The following is a 19,168-nucleotide window of genomic DNA, read 5'->3' on the forward strand; positions in this document are numbered from 1 at the left end:
CAGCATCTGCCGTCATGCCCAATCTTCCTGAATTCATTTAAGCTTGGACGATTGCGACCCCCATTCATATCGGTGATGGGGCGTCTGTCCACCCGGTGTTTCCCTTCTTTCAGGACCTTTTCCATGGCGGCTTTGCAGCAGCGCACGATCGATCTCATTCGCAGCCATCAAGAGTCCCTGCTGGCCGCATGGGCCGGCAATCTGGCCGGTTCCAGCCAGGCCCAGGACGGCCGCCTGTCCTCCCGCGAGCTGGACCAGCAGGTCCGCGAGTTCTGGCGTCTGTTCCTGGAGGCGCTGTCGGCTACGGAGGTCAGCTCCATCGCACGGGTCGAGTGGCAGGACATCCGCCGCTTCCTGGAGGAACTTTCCCGCGAGCGCGTGCTGAAGGGCTTCAACTCGTCGGAGACCGCCAGCTTCATCTTCTCGCTGAAGCGACCGCTGTTCGAGGTGATCCAGCAGGGCTACGCGAATGATCCGGCGCAGCTGGGCGACCAGTTGTGGGCTGTCTCCGAGCTGATCGACCAGTTGGGACTGCACACGGTCAGCGTGTTCCAGAAGACGCGCGAAGACGTGATCCAGCGCCAGCAGGAAGAGATGCTGGAGCTGTCCACGCCGGTGGTGAAGCTGTGGGAAGGCGTCCTCGCGCTGCCGATGATCGGCACGCTGGATTCGCAGCGCACCCAGGTGGTGATGGAATCGCTGCTGCAGCGCATCGTGGATACCGGTTCGGAAATCGCGATCATCGATATCACCGGCGTGCCCACCGTGGACACGCTGGTCGCGCAGCATCTGCTGAAGACCGTGACCGCCATCCGCCTGATGGGCGCCGATGCGATCATCAGTGGCGTGCGGCCGCAGATCGCCCAGACCATCGTGCACCTGGGGCTGGACCTGCAGGGCATCGTGACCAAGGCCAACCTCGCCGACGCACTGGCACTGGCGCTCAAGCGCACCGGCCAGACCGTGACCCGGACTGCCCGCTGAGATGGAACGCATCCCGATCCTGCAGATGGGCGATCTGCTGCTGGTGACCATCCAGGTGGACATGCACGATCAGCTCGCGCTGACCCTGCAGGATGACCTCACCGAGAAGATCCGCAGCACCTCCGCGCGCGGCGTGCTGATCGATATTTCCGCGCTGGATATCGTCGATTCATTCATCGGCCGCATGATCGCGACCATTTCGTCGCTGGCCCGGATCATGGATGCCACCACGGTGGTGGTGGGCATGCAGCCGGCCGTGGCGATCACGCTGGTGGAGCTCGGCCTCACCCTCAGCGGCGTGCGCACCGCACTCAACGTGGAGCGCGGCATGAAGCTGCTGCAGCGCACCGACGAAGACGAAGCGGCCTCATGAGTGCCAACAGTGGTTCGCTGCCGATCCGCATCGAGCAGGATGTGGTGCTGGCCCGCCAGGCCGCGCGCCAGGTGTGCGTGGCCTGCAAGCTGCGCCTGATCGACCAGACCAAGCTGGTCACTGCCGCCAGTGAGCTGGCCCGCAACGCCGTGATCTACGGTGGCGGCGGGACGATGGACTGGGACGTGGTCGAGAAGGGGCTGCGCAAGGGCGTGCGGCTGGTCTTCGCCGACAACGGGCCGGGCATTCCGGATGTCGCGCAGGCGCTGACCGATGGCTGGTCGTCCGGCTCGGGCATGGGCCTGGGGCTGTCCGGCTCACGCCGGCTGGTGGATGAATTCGAGCTGGAGAGTGCGCCGGGGCAGGGCACCCGCATCACGATCACCAAATGGAGCTGAACTTCGCAGGCCAGGTAACGCGGGTCGTGGTGGTCGAAGAAACCTCACAGGTCGGACAGGCGCGACGCGAAGCGCTGGCACTGGCCGATCATGTCGGCCTGGATGAAATGGACGCCGGCCGCGCGGCGCTGGTGGCGACCGAAATGGCGACCAACGTGCTCAAACATGGGCGCGGTGGCCGCATGTACCTGTCCGTGGTCTGTGGCCGCGGCGGCAACGGGGTGGAGCTGTGCACCGTGGACGCCGGCCCGGGCTTTTCCCTGGCCGAGTGCCTTCCGGACGGGTATTCGACCTGCGGCACCCAGGGCCTCGGGCTGGGGGCGATCCAGCGCCAGGCCAGCGTGCTCGATGCCTGGTCCGATGCCAAGGGGGCGGTGGTCGTGGCGCGGATCTACGCCAGCCGCACCCCGCGCGACATCGACGTGGCTTACGGCGCCCTGCGCCTGCCGATGCGCCACGAGCTGGCCTGCGGCGATGCATGGCATATCCGCGCAGACGCACGGACCGTGTCGCTCACGGTGATCGATGGCCTCGGCCACGGGCTTCCTGCGGCCGATGCTGCGTGGGCCGGTGTGGATGCGGTCGCGCATTCTGCCGCGGGCGGTGCACCGGCGTTGATCGGCGTGCTGCATGCCGGTATGTCCGGTACCCGGGGTGGCGCGGCAGCGGTGGCCTGCGTGGATGTGGCGACGGGCCAGGTGGAGTTCGCCGGCATCGGCAATATCGCCGCAAGCCTGTGCGAGCCCACCAGTTCGCGTGGGCTGGCCTCGCACCCGGGGATCGTCGGCGTGCAGTACCGCAAGGCACAACCATTCCATTTTCACGCGGCCACAGGCACGCTGCTGGTCATGCACAGCGATGGACTACAGGCGCGTTGGAGCCTGCGTGATTACCCCGGCCTGTTTCCCCGTCATCCAGCAGTGATCGTGGCGGTGCTGCAGCGTGATTTTGATCGTGGCCGGGATGACGCCGGCATTGTTGCACTGCGTCTTGGAGATCTGCATTGAGCGTCACCCCCAATGATGAGGAACTGCAGCGGCTGCGCCTGGAAGCCGATGCGCTGCGTGCCGAGTTGGATGAAACCAACCAGGGCGTGCTCGCGCTGTATGCCGAGCTGGACCAGCAGGCCGAGCAGCTGCGCGAGGTCTCCGAGCTGAAGAGCCGGTTCCTGTCATACATGAGTCATGAGTTCCGCACGCCGCTGGGCTCGATCCTGAGCATGACGCGGCTGCTGGAAGACGGCATGGACGGCCCGCTGACCGACGAGCAGCGCCGCCAGGTGCGCTTCATCAGCGCCTCCACCAGCGAGCTGCGCGAGATGGTGGACGACCTGTTGGACCTGGCCAAGATCGAGGCCGGGCGGATCACCATTTCACCGGCCTGGTTCGACCTGATGGACCTGTTCTCGGCCCTGCGCGGCATGTTCCGCCCGCTGGTGGAAGGCAACCAGGTGGACCTGGTGTTCGAAGATCCGCCGGTGATGCCGTTGCTGTACACCGACGACAAGAAGCTGGCGCAGATCCTGCGCAACTTCATTTCCAACGCACTGAAGTTCACGCCCAATGGGCAGGTGGTGGTGTCGACCCGGTTGGAAGGGGAGAGCGCCGTGCGCTTCAGTGTGCGCGATACCGGCATCGGCATCCCCGCCGAACTGCAGTCCACCCTGTTCGAGGATTTCGTGCAGGTGGATACACCGCTGCAGAAACGCCTGCGCGGCACCGGGCTGGGGTTGTCACTGTGCAAGCGCTTTGCCGAGCTGCTGGGTGGGCACGTCGGGGTCGAAAGTGAAATCGGCGCAGGCTCGGACTTCTATGTGGTGTTGCCGCTGACCTTGGCCACGGAGGCCGCGAATGGCGAACCCTGATCGCATCCTGGTGGTGGACGACAACGTGGCGACCCGCTATGCGGTGCGCCGGGTGCTCGAGCATCACGGGTTCCATGTCGAGGAAGCCGGTACCGGCGGGGAGGGGCTGGAGCGCCTTGCCGAGCATGATTTCGATGCGCTGGTGCTGGATGTGAACCTGCCGGACATGAGTGGCTTCGATGTGGTCCGCCAGCTGCGCGAGAACGCGCGGCTGCAGCTGCTGCCGGTGGTGCACGTCTCGGCGGCCTCGATCGCGACCGGCGACATGATCACCGGCCTCAACGCAGGCGCTGATGCCTATCTGATCCATCCAGTGGACCCGGATGTGCTGCTGGCCACGCTGCGCAGCCTGCTGCGCGTCCGCCGCGCGGAGGAAGCGCTGCGCGAGACTGAAGCGCGCTTCCGCGAAATCTTCCGCCATATCAATGCGCCCATCGCGGTGCTCGATGCCAACCTCAACGCGCACGACGCCAACGACGCGTTCACCCGTCTGCTGGGCCAGCAGATCGGTCCGGGCCAACTCGATCAGCTGCTTCAGGATCAGGCTGCGCCGCTGAGTGCGTTGAAGGTCGCCCTCGCCGAGGGCGAGCGCTGGCAGGGAACCTTCAGCCTTCGCGTCGGCGGTGCGATCCGCATGACCGAGTGGCGGGTGACCCCCTATCAGGCCGCCGGCCAAGGGCTGGTGCTGATCGAAGACACGACCGAGCACCATGCGCGTGCCAACGAGCAGCGCCAGGAGCTGGAAAGCGCCACGTCCGAACTGGCCTTCCAGATCGCCGAGCGCGAGCGCACCGAGATCGAGCTGATGCAGGCGCAGAAGATGGATGCGCTCGGCCAGCTCACCGGCGGCATCGCGCATGATTTCAACAACCTGCTGACCACGATCATCTCCGGGTTGGACATGATCGAGATCGCCGCCTCCAGCGGTAAATGGGACAAGGCCTCGCGCTACGTCGAGATCGCCAACGGCTCGGCACACCGTGCCGCAGCGCTGACCCAGCGCATGCTGGCCTTCGCGCGCAAACAACCGCTGGACCCGCAGACCTTCGACGTCGTTGCGCGGGTGCGCTCGCTGGAAGACATGCTGCAGCGCTCGATCGGGGAGAACATCGAGCTTGAACTGGAGCTGGGCCCGGAGCCGTTGATCGCGGTGGCCGACCCGAACCAGTTCGAGAACGTGATCCTCAACCTGGTCATCAACGCCCGCGATGCGCTGGCCGGCCAAGGCCTGATCCGCATCCGCGCCGGGCGTGCGCAGATCGAACGTGACCATGAGCTGGCCCCGGGCCACTACATCACGGTCACCGTCCTGGACAACGGCGTGGGCATTCCCACCGAGCTGCTGACCAAGGTGTTCGAGCCGTTCTTCACGACCAAGCCGCAGGGCGAGGGCACCGGGTTGGGGTTGTCGATGACCTACGGGTTCGCGCGTCAGTCCGGTGGCAGCGCACGCATCGCCAGCGAGCGTGGCGAGGGGACGGAAATCGAGCTGCTGCTGCCGGAGGGCCGGCTCCAGCCGGTCGCCCAGGCATCGGTACCGGCACAGCTGCCCCGTGGCAGCGCCGAACGCATCCTGCTGGTGGACGATACCGATTCGGTGCGGATGATGGTCCGGGAGATGCTGGTCGAAGCCGGATACCAGGTGGTCGAGGCCATCAACGCGCAGCAGGCGCTGCTGGAACTGCATTCGGACCGTGAGCTGGACCTGCTGCTGTCCGACGTCGGCCTGCCCGGCATGAACGGTCGCGAGCTTGCCGATGCGGCCCGGGCCCTGCGGCCGCACCTGCCGGTTCTGTTCGTCACCGGCTATACGGAAAGCGCCGCTGTCCGCAATGAATTCCTCGGGCAGGGGATGTCCCTGCTGCCCAAGCCGTTCAGTGTCAACGAACTGCTGCGGGGCGTGCGGCAGATGTTCAACCCGGGCTGACAGGCTTCGCCCGCAGCCTGGGTACAATCCCCTGACGCCTCCGGGGGAAACCACCATGTCGCCACCCGCAATCGGCCCGGCCGCCCGCGCACTGGCGGCGCGTGAGTGCACGGCCATCGCCGAGGCGCTTTCGCCCCAACCCGATGTCCACGATGCCGTGCATCGCGCGCGCAAGACCATCCGCCGCCTGCGCGCGCTGCTCGCACTGCTGGAGAACAGCCATTTTGAGACAGACCAGGCCGATGCGGCCCTGCGGCGCCTCGGGCAAGGGCTGTCGGCATTGCGCGATGCCCACGTGGTGGTGGACACCTGCCAGCGCCTGGCCGCGCAGCAGCCCGCCCTGCCATGGGCGGAGGTCGGCAGACGGCTGACGGTGCGCCGCGACGCACGCCTGGCCCAGGCGCTCGCACGCGACCCGGCGTTTGCACGCCGCCACGCGGCACTGGGACGTATCGTGCGGGATCTCCAGGCCCAGCCATGGGAGTCCCTTGGAAGGCGTGACCTGCGCAAGGGACTGGCGCGTAGTGAGCGGCGTACCGCCAAGGCGGAAAAGCGCGCCGCACGCAGCCGCGATACCGAGGATCTGCACCGCTGGCGCCGGCGGGTACGCCGCCTGCGCATGCAGCTGGAAGCACTGCCAACGCTGGACAGCGCGCTGGCTGCCTCGATCAAGCGCAGCCGCCCGGGCCGACAGGCGCGGGCACTGCACACGCTGGGCGATCAGCTGGGCTGGCAGCAGGACCTACGGATGCTGCGCAACCTGGTGCGGGTGATGCCGGGTGTGGGGGACCGCCGTGCACTGCTTGCGCAGATGGATGCGGAGGGGGTGGCTGCGCTGGGCTGAGCTGAGCCGCCGTATCGATCTGCTGCTCAACTGGGTCGGCCTGGCGTGGGCAAGGTGTACTCGCGGAGGTAGTCGACGAGGTCGTCCTGTCGGCCGCTACCTGCCAACAGCCAGAGAAGCAGCCGGGCTTTGCGCGGACACAGCAGCCCACACATCCGGAGACCATTGCGGATCAGACCGATCTCGCCACCTTCAAAGCCATAGGTGCACTGTGCGGTCGGTCCCGACCCCGTACGCGTGCCCACGAGGACCGGAATCTTCGTGGCAATGCGCGCCAGGACGTTGGACCAGGATGCACTGACGTGACCTGCGCCGAAACCCGCGATGACGAGGCCTTCGTAGCCCAGCGGCAGCAACTGCTCCAACAGCAGGGTATCGGCAGCAAGTGTTGCTTCCAGGAGCGCAATCTTCTGGTGCGTACGCGTTGGCAAGGGCACCAGCATGCGGGCGCGCGCCGGGCGAAGAAAGCAGGCGCGGCCTTCGATCATCAGGCCGACGGGACCCACCACGGGCGAAGTGAAGGCATGAAGGGCCAGCGTGCTCGACTTCCGTACATGCCTGGCCTCGTGGACCTCGGCGTTCATGACGACCAGGACACCGCGTGCGCGACTGTCGGCAGTGCAGGCAACCAGGGTGGCGTCCAGTATGTTGCCGGGGCCGTCCGCCCCGGCCTGTCCCGCCGGGCGCATCGCCCCTGTAACGACCAGGGGGGCATCGTGAGTCCAGAGGTAATCGAGGAATGCGGCGGTCTCCTCCAAGGTGTCCGTGCCCTGGGTGACAACCACGCCGTCAGCACCTTCTTCGATCTGACGGTCCGCCCACGCCAGCACCTGCAGCAGCAGGTTGAAGTCCAGCGATGCGCTGGGGACCAGACTCAGGCTTTGCACGCCGATCTGCGCGATATCGGAAATGGCAGGCACGGTGGCAAGCAAGGCGTCGCCAGCCAGGACGGGTGTGATTCCTTCGCCTCCCTGTTGGTGCTGCATGCTCAGCGTGCCGCCAAGCGTGGCGATGGAGATTCGGGGTGTGGGCAAGGCAGACCTCAGGGAACAGGGAGGATTCGTGACGTTCCGGGAACTCAACCGCGGAAAACCAGGCCCAGTGACGGCACGACGAGCAGGGTGCTGACAGCCATCGACAGGACATTGCCGAGGTACGGATGTACATGGTTGGGCAACCGGGATGAAAGAGCTCTCGCCAGTGGCGGGGCGATCAGGGCGCCCAGCACCGCGCTGCTGATCACCACCGCCATTCCGCCGCCGTGGGTCAGAACCGCGGCGGGGACAACGGAGACCAGTGGGACATAGGTGGGGTGCCAGCCGTGCGACATCCATTGCCGGCGCCAGAGGATGACACCGACGAGGGATGCAAGCGCCTGGCCGGCAATCAGAGGCAGCAGCAGGCCCGAGCCATAGGCTGGCGCGAGCGGATTCAGCGCGTACGCGAGCAATACCCCCGCGAGCAGGCCAATGCTGGCCCATTCGTTACCGAAGAAGGGGGCTTCTGAGAAATCTGCCAGTACACGACGAACGGTCCAGGTGATGCCATATCGTTGCGTGACCACCGGCGCTGACGGCACCGGAAGCTTCCGCTGCGGAGCAGGCGGGCTGACCAGCCACGGGATGCGCCGACACAGGAAGAAGGCGGCCGCGCTGCCCAGCGCCATGCCGAGTACATTGCCCACAACGGCCGGGAGTTGGAGCGGGGTGCATACGTAGTTGACCAGCAGCAGGCAGGACGGAGTCACCAGCACGGCGCCCAGCACTGCCCCGTTGACAGCGATCTTCCACCCTCGCCCGAACAGTAGAACCATGGCGGCAGGCAAGGAAACAGCGGCGACAAAGGTGGGCTGCCAAGTCCCCGTACCGAGTGACCATCCCCATAGTGCATGGCTCAGCAGCATACCCAGCAGCGAGCTGGACACTACCCAGGGCCACAAACCACTGCCGTAGCAGATGCTGAAGCCCTGCCAGCGATGTCCGCCGCGACTGGCGAGATGCCCGACCGCCGCACCCAGAAGAAGGCCTGCCGAGGCCCACTCGTGCTTGTAGAAGGTGACCTCACTGAGGTCACCGGCAATCCAGCGCCACCTTGCCCATGGCGAAGCGCTGAGGCCGGCGATCATGTCGTCGTAGCCCGGCCAGTCGCCCGCACCACTGGAGCGATGGGCGAGCGCCGTCGCGCCGAGCAGCACTACCGTGATCGCTGTGGCGGCGATCATCAAGACCCACGGCGAGGCCGAGATGCCACGCCGGTCGAGAGTGGAGGGCGTCGGCATCTCGTCCGGCCTCACCGCGGCAGAGAGGGATGTTGGCGATAGCCCAGCATCGGGTCGTAGAGATCAGTGCGTCGATCACGATGCAGATCGTTCAAAGCATTCCAGATGGGAGCGCTGCGGGCGGTCGACAGGTCGATGTCGGCATAGACGATGGCCTGGTGCTCCGCCGGGGCCACCGGCGCGATTGGCCAGCCGTTGGTACCCGCAATGAGTGAGCATCCAAGGAAGCGTTCACCGCACTCGCTGCCAACGCGGTTGGCGGCAGCGATGAAGACGTTGTTGACGTGCGCTGCGGTCATTGTCAGGTACGACGCCATGCACTTTCCCGCGTCGTCGAACAGCGGCGGGGGTGTCCATACCCAGTTGTTCAAGCTGCAGATGATGTCGGCGCCCTGCTGGCCCAGCAGGCGTGGCACCTCCGGGAACCAGACATCCCAGCAGATCATCAATCCGATCCGGCCGATGCTGGTTTCGAACACCGGGAAACCGAGATTTCCTGGCGAGAACCACAGCTTTTCCTTGTTCCAGAGATGCGCCTTTCGATACTTGCCGATGAGGCCATCCGGCCCCATCAGGACAGCCGTGTCATACAGATGCACCCCATCACGCTCGGCCAGGCCGGCGGCGAGGTGGATCTGGTGTTCCCTTGCGAAATCGGTCCAGGCGCGGGTGCTGGGCCCGTCGGGAATGACCTCGGCATGTGCATAGGCATCCTGACGATCTGCGAACAGATAGCCTGTATTGGCCAGCTCGGGCAGCACGATAAGCGTGGCACCGTTTTCGACCGCCTCCCGCGCCAGCGACAGGCTCTTGCCCAGATTGACCTGACCGTTATGCACCCCGACCTGAGGGTCGAACTGCAAGACGGCGATGCGTACTGCGCTGATGGCATTGCTCATGCGGGTTACCTGTTCCTGTCCAAATCGCCGGCGGCTGCCGTGCAAATGAATAAGAAGCTGGATCGCGCCCTGTCGCCATACACAAACTACGATTTTCTCGTAGGTGATTACCGCGTCTGCAATGGTTTTTTTCTATTCCTGGAAGCCCGTCACTGCGCGTGCCTTCGGCGGCTTGTACTCGCATCGCGGATACCCCGAGCACGACTGGAAGGCGCCATACGGCCCGGTGCGCGGCACGATCACGCCCACCCTGCAGGCCGGGCAGGCCTGCTCGTGGATGGTCTCACCGGCCATCGAGGTGACGCGCACCGCACCGTCATTGACCAGCTCGGTCAGGAAGGCCGAGCGCCGACCCTGCACGGTGAACATCGCCACCGAGCGGCGCGCGCGCGTCAGCGCTACGTAGAACAGGCGGCGTTCTTCGCCCAGCGGATACGCATCGCTGTCGGGCATCGCCAGCGCGAGCACGGGATCATCGGCGCGGGTGTTGGGAAAGCGCCGGTCCAGCATGCCGGGCAGGATCACATAGTCCGCCTCCGTGCCTTTGGAGCGGTGCGCGGTGAGGAAGCTGACCTCCATGTGTTGGCCATGCCGTGCCCGCCACGTGGCCGGCAGCATCGCGCGGTCTGCGTTGTAGCGGCCGAGTACGAACACCGTGACCTTGCCATCGCGGCCGGGCGGCACCTGGCCGGACAACAGCTGCTGGTGCAATCGCTCCAGATACTGCTCGACCGCTCCGGCCAGCCGGTCGCGCGAGGCGACCTGGTAGGCCTGCAGCACCGCGCCGTACGCCGGCGTGACCGACTGGACGTCCTTCGGGATCTGCGCAGGGTTACGGGATACGAAGGCACTGGACACATCGCACAGCGCCTGCGGGCAGCGGAACGTCTGTTGCAGCTTGAGCACCTGGCCCTGACCGAACCAGTCCACGAAGCCGGTCATCACCGACACGTCCGCGCCGGCAAAGCGATTGATCGACTGCCAGTCGTCACCGACCGCGAACAGGTGTTTTCCCGGTGCCTGCACCAGTGCCCGGCACAGCCGCGCACGGGCGCGCGAGGCATCCTGGAATTCATCGGCCATCACCAGGTCGAAGGGAGCGACGTAGCGCCCCTGTTCGAGGTGCTCGGCGGCCTGGTTGAGCATGTCTTCGAAATCGATCCCGCCCTCGGCCACCAGCGCATCGTCCCAGCCTTCCAGGATCGGGACGATCAGCGCGAGGAAGAGGCGGTAGCGGTGCTTGAAGTGATCGTCGGGCAGGCGGCGCAGGCGTTCGACCATGTCCTCCACGTGCAGCGCGTTGCTCTTGGCGTGGCTGATGAAGGTACGGACCAGGCCGATCAGGTCGCTGTCCGGCATCGGCGTCGCGCCGCCCTCGGGCAGGTCGCGGTCGGGATTCGGGTCCAGTTCGATACCGCGCTGCGACAAGGCCTCGCCCAACTGCACGAACAGTTCGCCGGTGCGCAACTGCTGCGGGGTGGTCTGGATCCGCTCGATGCCATCGCGGGCGCCCGGCTCGCCAGCGCGAGGCGCGGGCGCGCGGTCGTGTCCCGCCGGGGCGAGGTGGTCGTGATACAGCGCAATGCCGGGGTAATGGAAATCCGGGCGGTACGGGCGGTACGCATCGGTCCCGGCATCGAATGCATCGCGGCGTGCATAGGTGTACGCCACGCCGTTGTAGAACAGCCAGTCGGCGATCACGCACGCTTCGATGCTATGCACGCGCTCGCCCTGCAGGGTGCGCACATACCCCTGGCCATCCTTGTCCCACTCCTCGGCGTCCAGCGACCCGCCGGTGACCGGCAGGTCACGGCCGAACACCAGCCGGAACATGTCCCACTGGGTACGGAAGGCGAGCGAGCGGTCCTTGAGCTGGTCGATGATCTCGGCCAGCCGATGGAAACCCTGGGTGGCATCGACCGCCCAGTCCGGCACCTGCGGCATCCGGCCGGTGGCCTGGGCGATGATGTGCCGGCCCAGCGCATGGAAGGTGCGCGTTTCCACCTGCACCTGATCCAGGCCGAGGCGCTGGAACGCGCGGTCCGCACGCGCCTGCAGCTCGGTGGCGGCTTCCTTGTTGAAGGCGAGCATGACGATGCGCTCGGGCGCGACCAGCCCGCGTTCGATGGCGTACGCCGCCTTGGCGACCATCGTGGAGGTTTTGCCCGAACCTGCTGCGGCCACCACCTGGACGCGGTTGTCGAAGCAGATCACCGCGCGGGCCTGCTCATCGGTGAGTGGCCGGCTTTCGACGCGGTCCAGCAACGCACGGCTGGCGACCCGTTCGCGCGCCTGATGGACCTCATTGCGGCGGGCCCACATCGTTGGCCAGTCGGCCAGCCACAGCATCAGCGCTTCTTCGATCGCGGCCGGGTCGCCATGGAGCTGGCTGCGCAGGTCGGCATCATCGAACACCGTCCACAGCGCGTCCTCATCCAGGGGCAGGGTGGGGCGTGCCTGCAGCAGTACCTGCTGCTGCTCGCAGGTCAGCCACAGCGATTCCTCGTCGGCCAGATCGGTAGCCGCCTGCACCTGGGCGAGCCAGTGCTGGATGGCGGTGTGGGACTGCTGGAACAAGGCGACATGGTCGCGCTGGCGCTGCTTGCCGCTTCGCTCCTCCAGTGCCGACACCAGCAAGCGCGCGGACGCGGCGGGCAGGCCGCCGAGGATCAACGGTGGGTGCCCTTCACGATGGAGGCTCAGCCGTGCCCAGGGCAGGCGCGGGTACACCTGCAGTGCATCCAGCGGCGCGTGATACCGATGACCGCCAATGGTCAGTAGCAGCTGGTCGTCTTCCAGGCGCAGGCGCCAGTGCGGCGATCGCGTGAGGCGTTGGCCCCAGTCGCTCGGGGCCCATTCGTACGTCATCGGTGTTCCAGGTGCGGCCCTCGTTGCGGCCGTGGCCGGAACAGCATGGGTGGCGCGGTTTGATCGGATGCCCATGATAGGGGAAATAAAAAAAATCCCCGCCTGGGCGGGGATCCGGATCGAGCGGTGGTTCGGGGCGCGCGCTTACTGCTGCAGCACCGGCACGCTGCGCGCGCGGCGGTCCACGAGCATCGCCACGCACCACAGCAGCAACCCGCCCAGCGCGGTGGCAGCGCCAACGTAACCGGTCACCGCAGGGCTGAAGCCGGCGCCGATCGCCATGCCACCGAACCACGGGCCCAGTGCGTTGGCGGTATTGAACGCGGCATGGTTGGAGGCGGCGGCCAGCGTCTGCGCTTCGCCGGCCACGTCCATCAGGCGGGTCTGCAGCACGGCCGCCAGGGCGCCCATGGTGCCGACCGCAATGATCATCGGGAACACGCTCCACACCGATTGCGCGGCCAGCGGGAAGGCCAGCAGCACCAGGATCGACCAGACCAGCACGACGGCGGCGGCGCGGAACTGGAAGCGGTCCACCAGCCAGCCACCGGCGACGTTGCCGATGATCGCGCCGATGCCGAAGATGCCCACGGCCAGCGGCATCCACGATTCGGCCAGGCCGGTGACCTGCACCAGCGTCGGGGCGAGATAGGTGAACACGCAGAACATGCCGGCGAAGCCGACCGAACCGATCGCCAGTGCCAGCCACACCTGGGGACGATTGAAGGCACGCAGTTCGCGCATCGGCGAGGTACGCACCTCATCCGGATCGGGCAGCAGGAAGCGCGCGATCATCGCCACGGTGGCGATCGCCAGCACGCTGACCAGGGCGAACGCGGTGCGCCAGCTGACCTGCTGGCCGAGCCAGGTGGTGAGCGGATTGCCGACCAGGATCGCCACGGAGAGGCCGAGCAGCACTTTGGACACCGCCGCGCCACGCTGCGCTGGCGGGCTGATCGCCGCCGCCACCAGCATCGCCACGCCGAAGTAGGCGCCATGCGGCAGCCCGGCGACGAAGCGGGCCAGCAGCATCGTGCCGTAGTTGGGCGCCAGCGCGCTGGCCAGATTGCCGATGGCGTAGAAGCCCATCAGCGCCAGCAGCAGGTTGCGGCGCGCGAAGCCGGCGCCGGCAAAGGCCAGGACCGGGGCGCCGACCACCACGCCGATGGCATAGGCGCTGATCAGGTGGCCGACCTGGGTTTCGCTGATCGACAGCCCGCGGCTGATCTCCAGCATCAGGCCCATGCTGGCGAACTCACTGGTGCCGATGGCAAAGCCGCCCAGCGACAAGGCCAGCAGGATCAGGGTGCGCTCGCGCGGCGAGAGCCGGGCGGCCAGAGGGACGGAGGAGGAGCTCATGCAGGCGGCGGCGTCGAACGGGGAAGCGCGGCATTGTACTGCTGCGACGCAGCATTAATCAGCCGGGCCCATGGAACGCTGGATCTGCCTGGTGCGCGCTGCCCCGTGAGCGGCGTACCGCAGCGTCCGGACAGGCCCGCCGCGCTTGGCTATCGCCGCCTTTTCACGGATACGGCCGCGCCCTGAACGGCTGCGGCTCGGGCGCCGCCGGCGGAAGGCGCTCGCCGTGCACGCGGCTGAGGATCTCATTGGTGCGTCGTTGTTCGGCCACGATCTGTTGTAGCAGCCCCTTGATGCCGAAGATGGCAAACGGAACGAACAGCCACAACAACCCGAGCAGCGCGCCAATGAGCGCGACCAACAGCGAAAACCCTGAACCCGCAGGACCCATGTCTTACTTCCTTGTCGTTGAGAGGTGCTAGATCACCTCAATGATAGCCGTAGCGTTTTGTACCCGGGCCGCATTGCACGCCCAGGAGCATTGCCCAGTGTGCGGCGACGAAATATCACCAGTCGATCACGGCCAGTCTCGCCCATTCATGCGACAATTTGGCTTCAAGGCCACCCGTCGATGGCTGCGCGATGCCGCCAGAGAGGTTGCGATGTCTTCCAGTCCAGGCTTTCCTGCCCTTATCGGTTTCGATCTGCCCGGCCCACAGGCGGGGACCCGTTCGCAGCGGGTGATTGTCACCGCGTTGCTGGATGACACCCCGCGCGCTGACTGGCTGCGCATCCTGCACCGCCTGGCGTGGCCATCATTGCGGCTGGATCACGGCGTCGAGCAGATCCGCCTGGTCGGGCAGGGCCTCCATTTCGTGGGTGCGATCACCGATGCCAGGGCGTTGTCGGCCTCGGTGCGTGGCCTGTTCAACGAGGTCAACGCGAAAGCGCTGGACCGCCGCCTCGCCGCGATGGAGAACCCGCTGGATGACGACGGTCCGGGCAGCGCGCCTGCGGCGTCGTTGGCCCATGCCACGGATCCGCGCCTGGACGACGTGGCCGCACTGCTTGCGATGCCGGCCGTGCCGGGCATGCTGGAGCTGGCGAGTGCGATGACCGGCATGCGGTTCGTTGCAGTGGCCCGTGTCACCGCCGATCGGTGGACCGCCTGCGCCGTGCATGATCGTCTGGATTTCGGTCTGCGCCCGGGCGATGACCTGGTGCTGGAGACCACCATCTGCGATGAGATACGCGAGCATCGCCATCTGGTCCAGTTCGATCAGGCCAGCACCCATCCGGTGTTCTCCAGCCATCCCACGCCCGCGCTGTATGGGTTCGAGAGCTACATCTCGGTCCCGATGTTCCGCCGCGATGGTGGCTTCCACGGCACGCTGTGCGCGTTGGATCCCAATCCTTCCAGACTCGACGCCGCGACGGTGAAAGGCTTCGAGGTGCTGGCGGGGCTGATCGGCGCGCAGCTGGATGTGCAGGATGCGCCAGCCGGGGAAGGGCAGCCAGTGGTCAGCATGGCCGAGGCGCTGTCGGTGCTTTCGCGTCAGGTGGACGCGCTCGACGCGCTCGACGCGGCCGCGCTGCCGGAGCAGTTCCGCGCGGTGAGCACGCAGTTGCGTGCGCTGGTGGACGGGGCGCGGGCTGTGGCGGGCTGAAGGCCCTTCAGGGAAGGCGTGGGGCGTCTCAGCCGCCCGCCTCCACCGGCGCAAAGCGCGCCCGCCACTGCCCCTCCACCTCCACCCGTGCGACGAACATCTCGTACGGACGCACCCACAGGCCGACATCCGAATCCAGCGGCCGGTACAGCACCATCGGCGCCAGCGTTTCACTGTGGCGTACAACCCCGATCACCTCGTAGTTGCCGCCTTTGAAATGGCGGTAGTGGCCGAGCGGCAGGGTGGGCAGCGGGGAAAGATCGGACATGGCGGCGGTAGCAGAGACGGGGGGCCCATTATCGCCCCGCGCACCGATTGGCGGTGATGTTCGGTCGGGTCAGCCGGCATCCGGCAACGGGCCGGCGCGGCAGGCGTTGACCAGGTGCAGCACCGCGTCGGGGTGCATCGGCCGGGCCAGCTGGTAGCCCTGCGCTTCATCGCAGCCCCACAGCCGCAGCAGCGAAAGCTCGGCGTCGTTTTCCACGCCTTCGGCCACGGTACGGTAGCCCAGCTGCCGGGCCAGCTTGATGATGGCTTCCACCTTCAGCCGGGCGGTGCGTGAGCGCGCCAGCCCGGTCACCAGCGTCTGGTCGATCTTGATATGGCTGATCGGCAGCTCGCTGAGATAACCGAAGTTGCTGTAGCCGCTGCCGAAGTCGTCGATCGCGATACGCACGCCGGCCGCCGCCATCTCACGCAACTGCGGCAGCGCCGCCGGATGGTGGTTGAGCCACTGGCCTTCCGTGATTTCGATTTCGATCAGGCCCGGGGCGAGGCCGTAGGCATGCAGCCGCTCGGACAGCACGCTCCACACGCACTGGTCATCGAAGTCGCGCGGAGAGAGATTGATGGACAGGCTGAAGCCGGGCACGGTCTTCTGCCAGTGCGCGGCCTGGGCCAGCGCGTGGTCGATGACCCAGCGGCTGAGCGCGGGCATCAGCGCCGTGCGCTCCAGCACCGGGATGAATTCGCCCGGGCTGATCGGGCCCAGCATCGGATGGGTCCAGCGCAGCAGGGCTTCGGCCGACACCGGCTGCCCATCGATCAGATCGAAGCGCGGCTGGTACACCAGGCTGAACTGGTGCTGGGCCAGGCCGCGCCCGGCATCGGAGGCCAACCGGTAACGGCGGCGCAGGGCATCGTCGCGTTCCTGCGAATACCAGCACAGGCAGGCATCGGTCTGCAGGGCATGATGCATGGCGACCAGGCATTTGCGGACCAGATCCGCGGTCTCCTCGCTTACCGCGCGGAAGTCGCAGACGCCGGCATGGAACTGCGGTGACATCGGGATGCTGCCGGCCATCAGCGGCCGGCGCATGCGCACGCGCAGGCGGTCGAGCAGGCCCTCGGTCTGGTGATGCGAGTGGTCCGCCAGCAGGAAGGCGAAACGGGTCACTCCCACGTGATAGACCTGCGTAACATCACGCAGCACGTCCTGCACGCGCAGCGCCGCCTGGCGCAGCAGGGTTTCCACGGGTTTCATGCCCAGGGCCTGGCCGGCGTCGTTGGCGCTCTGCAGGTCGAACACATCCAGCAGCACCGCCGTGAACCTCCGGCCTTCACCGCGGCGGGACAGGGAGGTGAGGTCGGCCTGGAACTGCTGCCGGTTGGGCAGGCCGCTGACCTGATCACGGCGGCCGAGCGACATCTTCAGTTCCATCTGCGCAACCACCACGCGTGCGAGCGTCTGCAACTGCACCTGCTCTTCGGCAGAGAGCCGCCGCGGCTCACGCCCCATGATGCACAGGGTACCCAGCGCGACGCCGCCCTTGGTGATCAGCGGCGTACCGGCATGGAAGCGCAGCTGCTCGGGGCCGGCGACCAGCGCATTGCCGGCAAAGCGCGGGTCCTGGCGAAGATCCTCTATCTGCAGCACCTGGCTGGAACCCAGCGCGTGCGCGCAGATCGAGGCATGCCGTTCGTTGCGGGTCAGCGCCAGCCCCACGCGCGAGATGAGGTGCTGGTGGTCGGCATCGAAGATCGACACCAACGCGATCGGCACGCCGAAGGTGAAGGCCGCCAGTTCGGTGATCGGGTCCAGCGCCGTGCCCAGCGCAGGGTCCATCACGTTGAGTGCTTCGATCAACGCGATCCGGTCAACATCGTTGCGTCTGTCCAGCATGTACCGCGCCCTGTTCCGACTTCATCGCTACTATCACGATGGCAATGCAGAACCAGTGTGAAGCAGGGGCGAGGCGGATGAAGCGTTCACGCAGGCTGGGCGGAACCCTGGCTCAGAGCGGTGCGTCCGGCGACTGCAGCAAGGTGACCAGCTGGCGCAGGCGATAGGGCTTGGGCAGGAATTCGACATGGTCCGGCAGTGGCGGCAGCTGCGAGCGCGCATAGCCAGACGCCAGGATCATGCGCGCATTGGGCAGCACGTCGGCCACGTGCTCGCTGAGCTCTACGCCGCTCATGCCGTTGGGCATGCTGATATCGCTGAACACCACATCGAACCCACCCGGGTCCTGCATCAGGCGCAGGGCGGTCGGACCGTCGTCGGCCGTGTGGATTTCGATACCGAAGTCCTGCAAGGCCTGGCCGATCAGTTCACGCAGGTCCTGCTGGTCTTCGACCATCAATACGCGTAGGGGCTCAGACATGCTCGACTTCCTCAATGACAGGTAACAACAGGCGGACGGTGGTGCCCCTTCCGGGGGCGGTTTGTACGTCGACGAAGCCGTCGCACTGCGAGACGAAGCCAAACACCTGGCTCAGGCCCAGACCGCTGCCCTTGCCGACTTCCTTAGTGGTGAAAAACGGCTCGCTGGCGCGCTCGGCGATGTCCGGGGGCATACCGTCGCCCTCATCGGTCACCGCGATGGCGACATAGTGGCGGCGCATGGGCTGGGACAGATCCGGTGCCAGTCGCTGTTCGACCTCGGCCGTGATCGTGACCGTGCCGCCCTGGGGCATCGCTTCGGCACTATTGAGCACCAGATTCAACACGGCGCTATGCAACTGTACGCCATCGGTGACGATCGGTGGCAGGTCCGCCGTCAATTCCAGCTGCACCTCGATGCCAGCCGGGCAGGCGCGGCGCAGGACGGGCAGGGCATCGCGCAGGAAATCCTGCACGACCACCGGCTCGCGCACCAGGGTCTGATCGGCCGAGAACGCCAGCAGCTGGCGGGTCAGCAGCGATCCCCGGTCGGCGGCGGCCTGGGCCAGGTCCACCAGCTCCTGGGTGCGGTTGTCGGCGCCGGGGCGCAGGGCGATCAGGTCCAGTGCGTTGCCGATGGTGGTCAGCAGGTTGTTGAATTCATGGGCCAGGCCGCGGGTCAGCCGGCCCACGTTGTCCAGCTGCCGTTGCTGGACATGCGCGCGCTGCGCATCCTGCAGCAGGCGCTGGGCCTGGTAGCGCTCGGTGACATCCTGGGTAACCTTGACGAACCCGAGCAGGCAGCCGTCTTCGCGGACCGGCTCGATCACTTCGCCGGCACGGAACCGCTCGCCAGTGCAGCGCACCCGCCAGCCCTCGCCGACGAAGCGGCCATGGTCACGCGCATACGCCAGCGCCTGCTGGGGCACGCCCAGCTGTTGATCCTCGGGGGTATAGAACAGGCCGACATGCTTGCCGATCACGGCTTCGGCGGTATAGCCCTTGACCCGCTCGCAGCCACGGTTCCAGCTGCAGATGTTGCCCTGCGTATCGAGCAGATAGATCGCGTGATCGCTCACGTTGTCGATCAACAGCTTCAGCTGCCGGCTTTCGTCGGCAAGCGGTGCAACGCTGGATACGGCCTGGACCACGACGGTTATCGACT

General features: G+C 66.6%; 18 protein-coding genes. 8 read left to right on the plus strand and 10 right to left on the minus strand.

Translation table 11 applies throughout. The annotated features are described in order from the left end of the window. The first annotated feature begins 123 nt into the window (after window positions 1-123). The 7 genes from C0R07_RS16295 to C0R07_RS16325 are packed head-to-tail and all read left to right on the plus strand — an operon-like array spanning window position 124 to window position 6,390. Window positions 124-984: an STAS domain-containing protein gene (locus tag C0R07_RS16295; RefSeq protein ID WP_102789455.1), complete on the plus strand. Its 861-nt coding sequence runs from the start codon at window positions 124-126 to the stop codon at window positions 982-984. A 1-nt stretch (window position 985) separates the two neighbouring features. After that, window positions 986-1,357, plus strand: coding sequence for an STAS domain-containing protein (locus tag C0R07_RS16300; protein ID WP_019184175.1), 372 nt, complete (start codon window positions 986-988; stop codon window positions 1,355-1,357). Further along, window positions 1,354-1,755, plus strand: coding sequence for an anti-sigma regulatory factor (locus C0R07_RS16305; protein WP_019184174.1), 402 nt, complete (start codon window positions 1,354-1,356; stop codon window positions 1,753-1,755). Before C0R07_RS16300 ends, C0R07_RS16305 begins: the two co-directional genes overlap by 4 nt. Beyond that, window positions 1,746-2,762 (plus strand): ATP-binding protein, encoded by a 1,017-nt coding sequence (locus C0R07_RS16310; protein WP_102789456.1) that lies wholly within the window; start codon window positions 1,746-1,748, stop codon window positions 2,760-2,762. Before C0R07_RS16305 ends, C0R07_RS16310 begins: the two co-directional genes overlap by 10 nt. Beyond that, entirely contained in the window at window positions 2,759-3,619 is an 861-nt protein-coding gene (locus C0R07_RS16315; protein WP_019184172.1) for a sensor histidine kinase, read from the plus strand. The genes C0R07_RS16310 and C0R07_RS16315 overlap by 4 nt, the downstream gene beginning before the upstream one ends. Next, entirely contained in the window at window positions 3,606-5,546 is a 1,941-nt protein-coding gene (locus C0R07_RS16320; RefSeq protein WP_102789457.1) for a response regulator, read from the plus strand. Before C0R07_RS16315 ends, C0R07_RS16320 begins: the two co-directional genes overlap by 14 nt. Before the next feature lie 55 nt (window positions 5,547-5,601). Further along, window positions 5,602-6,390 carry a CHAD domain-containing protein gene (locus C0R07_RS16325; protein ID WP_070474609.1) on the plus strand — a complete coding sequence of 263 codons (789 nt, stop codon included), beginning with the start codon at window positions 5,602-5,604 and terminating at the stop codon, window positions 6,388-6,390. Window positions 6,391-6,416: 26 nt separating this feature from the next. Here the strand turns inward: C0R07_RS16325 and C0R07_RS16330 are convergent, their stop codons facing one another. From C0R07_RS16330 to C0R07_RS16355, 6 genes are all read right to left on the minus strand, one after another. Continuing rightward, complete coding sequence (locus C0R07_RS16330) at window positions 6,417-7,424, minus strand: asparaginase (RefSeq protein WP_102789458.1); 1,008 nt, start codon at window positions 7,422-7,424, stop codon at window positions 6,417-6,419. A gap of 44 nt (window positions 7,425-7,468) precedes the next feature. Beyond that, a complete protein-coding gene (locus C0R07_RS16335) occupies window positions 7,469-8,668 on the minus strand; it encodes a hypothetical protein (RefSeq protein ID WP_217350032.1) in 1,200 nt (399 codons plus the stop codon). A gap of 11 nt (window positions 8,669-8,679) precedes the next feature. Further along, complete coding sequence (locus C0R07_RS16340) at window positions 8,680-9,567, minus strand: nitrilase family protein (RefSeq protein WP_102789459.1); 888 nt, start codon at window positions 9,565-9,567, stop codon at window positions 8,680-8,682. A 132-nt stretch (window positions 9,568-9,699) separates the two neighbouring features. Continuing rightward, complete coding sequence (locus C0R07_RS16345; protein WP_102789460.1) at window positions 9,700-12,435, minus strand: UvrD-helicase domain-containing protein; 2,736 nt, start codon at window positions 12,433-12,435, stop codon at window positions 9,700-9,702. A 144-nt stretch (window positions 12,436-12,579) separates the two neighbouring features. Next, window positions 12,580-13,794 carry an MFS transporter gene (locus tag C0R07_RS16350; protein WP_019184168.1) on the minus strand — a complete coding sequence of 405 codons (1,215 nt, stop codon included), beginning with the start codon at window positions 13,792-13,794 and terminating at the stop codon, window positions 12,580-12,582. Window positions 13,795-13,957: 163 nt separating this feature from the next. Next, on the minus strand, window positions 13,958-14,185 hold the full coding sequence (locus C0R07_RS16355; RefSeq protein ID WP_046273396.1) for a hypothetical protein: 228 nt from the start codon (window positions 14,183-14,185) through the stop codon (window positions 13,958-13,960). 211 nt (window positions 14,186-14,396) lie between these two features. On the opposite strand from C0R07_RS16355, the gene C0R07_RS16360 reads away from it, so the two are divergent. After that, window positions 14,397-15,401: a GAF domain-containing protein gene (locus tag C0R07_RS16360; protein WP_254427884.1), complete on the plus strand. Its 1,005-nt coding sequence runs from the start codon at window positions 14,397-14,399 to the stop codon at window positions 15,399-15,401. 28 nt (window positions 15,402-15,429) lie between these two features. Here the strand turns inward: C0R07_RS16360 and C0R07_RS16365 are convergent, their stop codons facing one another. From C0R07_RS16365 to C0R07_RS16380, 4 genes are all read right to left on the minus strand, one after another. Further along, window positions 15,430-15,669 carry a DUF1653 domain-containing protein gene (locus tag C0R07_RS16365; RefSeq protein ID WP_102789462.1) on the minus strand — a complete coding sequence of 80 codons (240 nt, stop codon included), beginning with the start codon at window positions 15,667-15,669 and terminating at the stop codon, window positions 15,430-15,432. 69 nt (window positions 15,670-15,738) lie between these two features. Further along, window positions 15,739-17,523 carry a putative bifunctional diguanylate cyclase/phosphodiesterase gene (locus tag C0R07_RS16370; RefSeq protein ID WP_254427885.1) on the minus strand — a complete coding sequence of 595 codons (1,785 nt, stop codon included), beginning with the start codon at window positions 17,521-17,523 and terminating at the stop codon, window positions 15,739-15,741. Between the two features lie 112 nt (window positions 17,524-17,635). After that, complete coding sequence (locus tag C0R07_RS16375) at window positions 17,636-18,004, minus strand: response regulator (RefSeq protein WP_019184164.1); 369 nt, start codon at window positions 18,002-18,004, stop codon at window positions 17,636-17,638. Continuing rightward, on the minus strand, window positions 17,997-19,154 hold the full coding sequence (locus tag C0R07_RS16380) for a two-component system sensor histidine kinase NtrB (RefSeq protein WP_102789463.1): 1,158 nt from the start codon (window positions 19,152-19,154) through the stop codon (window positions 17,997-17,999). Before C0R07_RS16380 ends, C0R07_RS16375 begins: the two co-directional genes overlap by 8 nt. Window positions 19,155-19,168 lie beyond the last annotated feature (14 nt).

This window comes from Stenotrophomonas bentonitica, assembly GCF_002887735.1.
Classification (GTDB): domain Bacteria; phylum Pseudomonadota; class Gammaproteobacteria; order Xanthomonadales; family Xanthomonadaceae; genus Stenotrophomonas; species Stenotrophomonas bentonitica_A.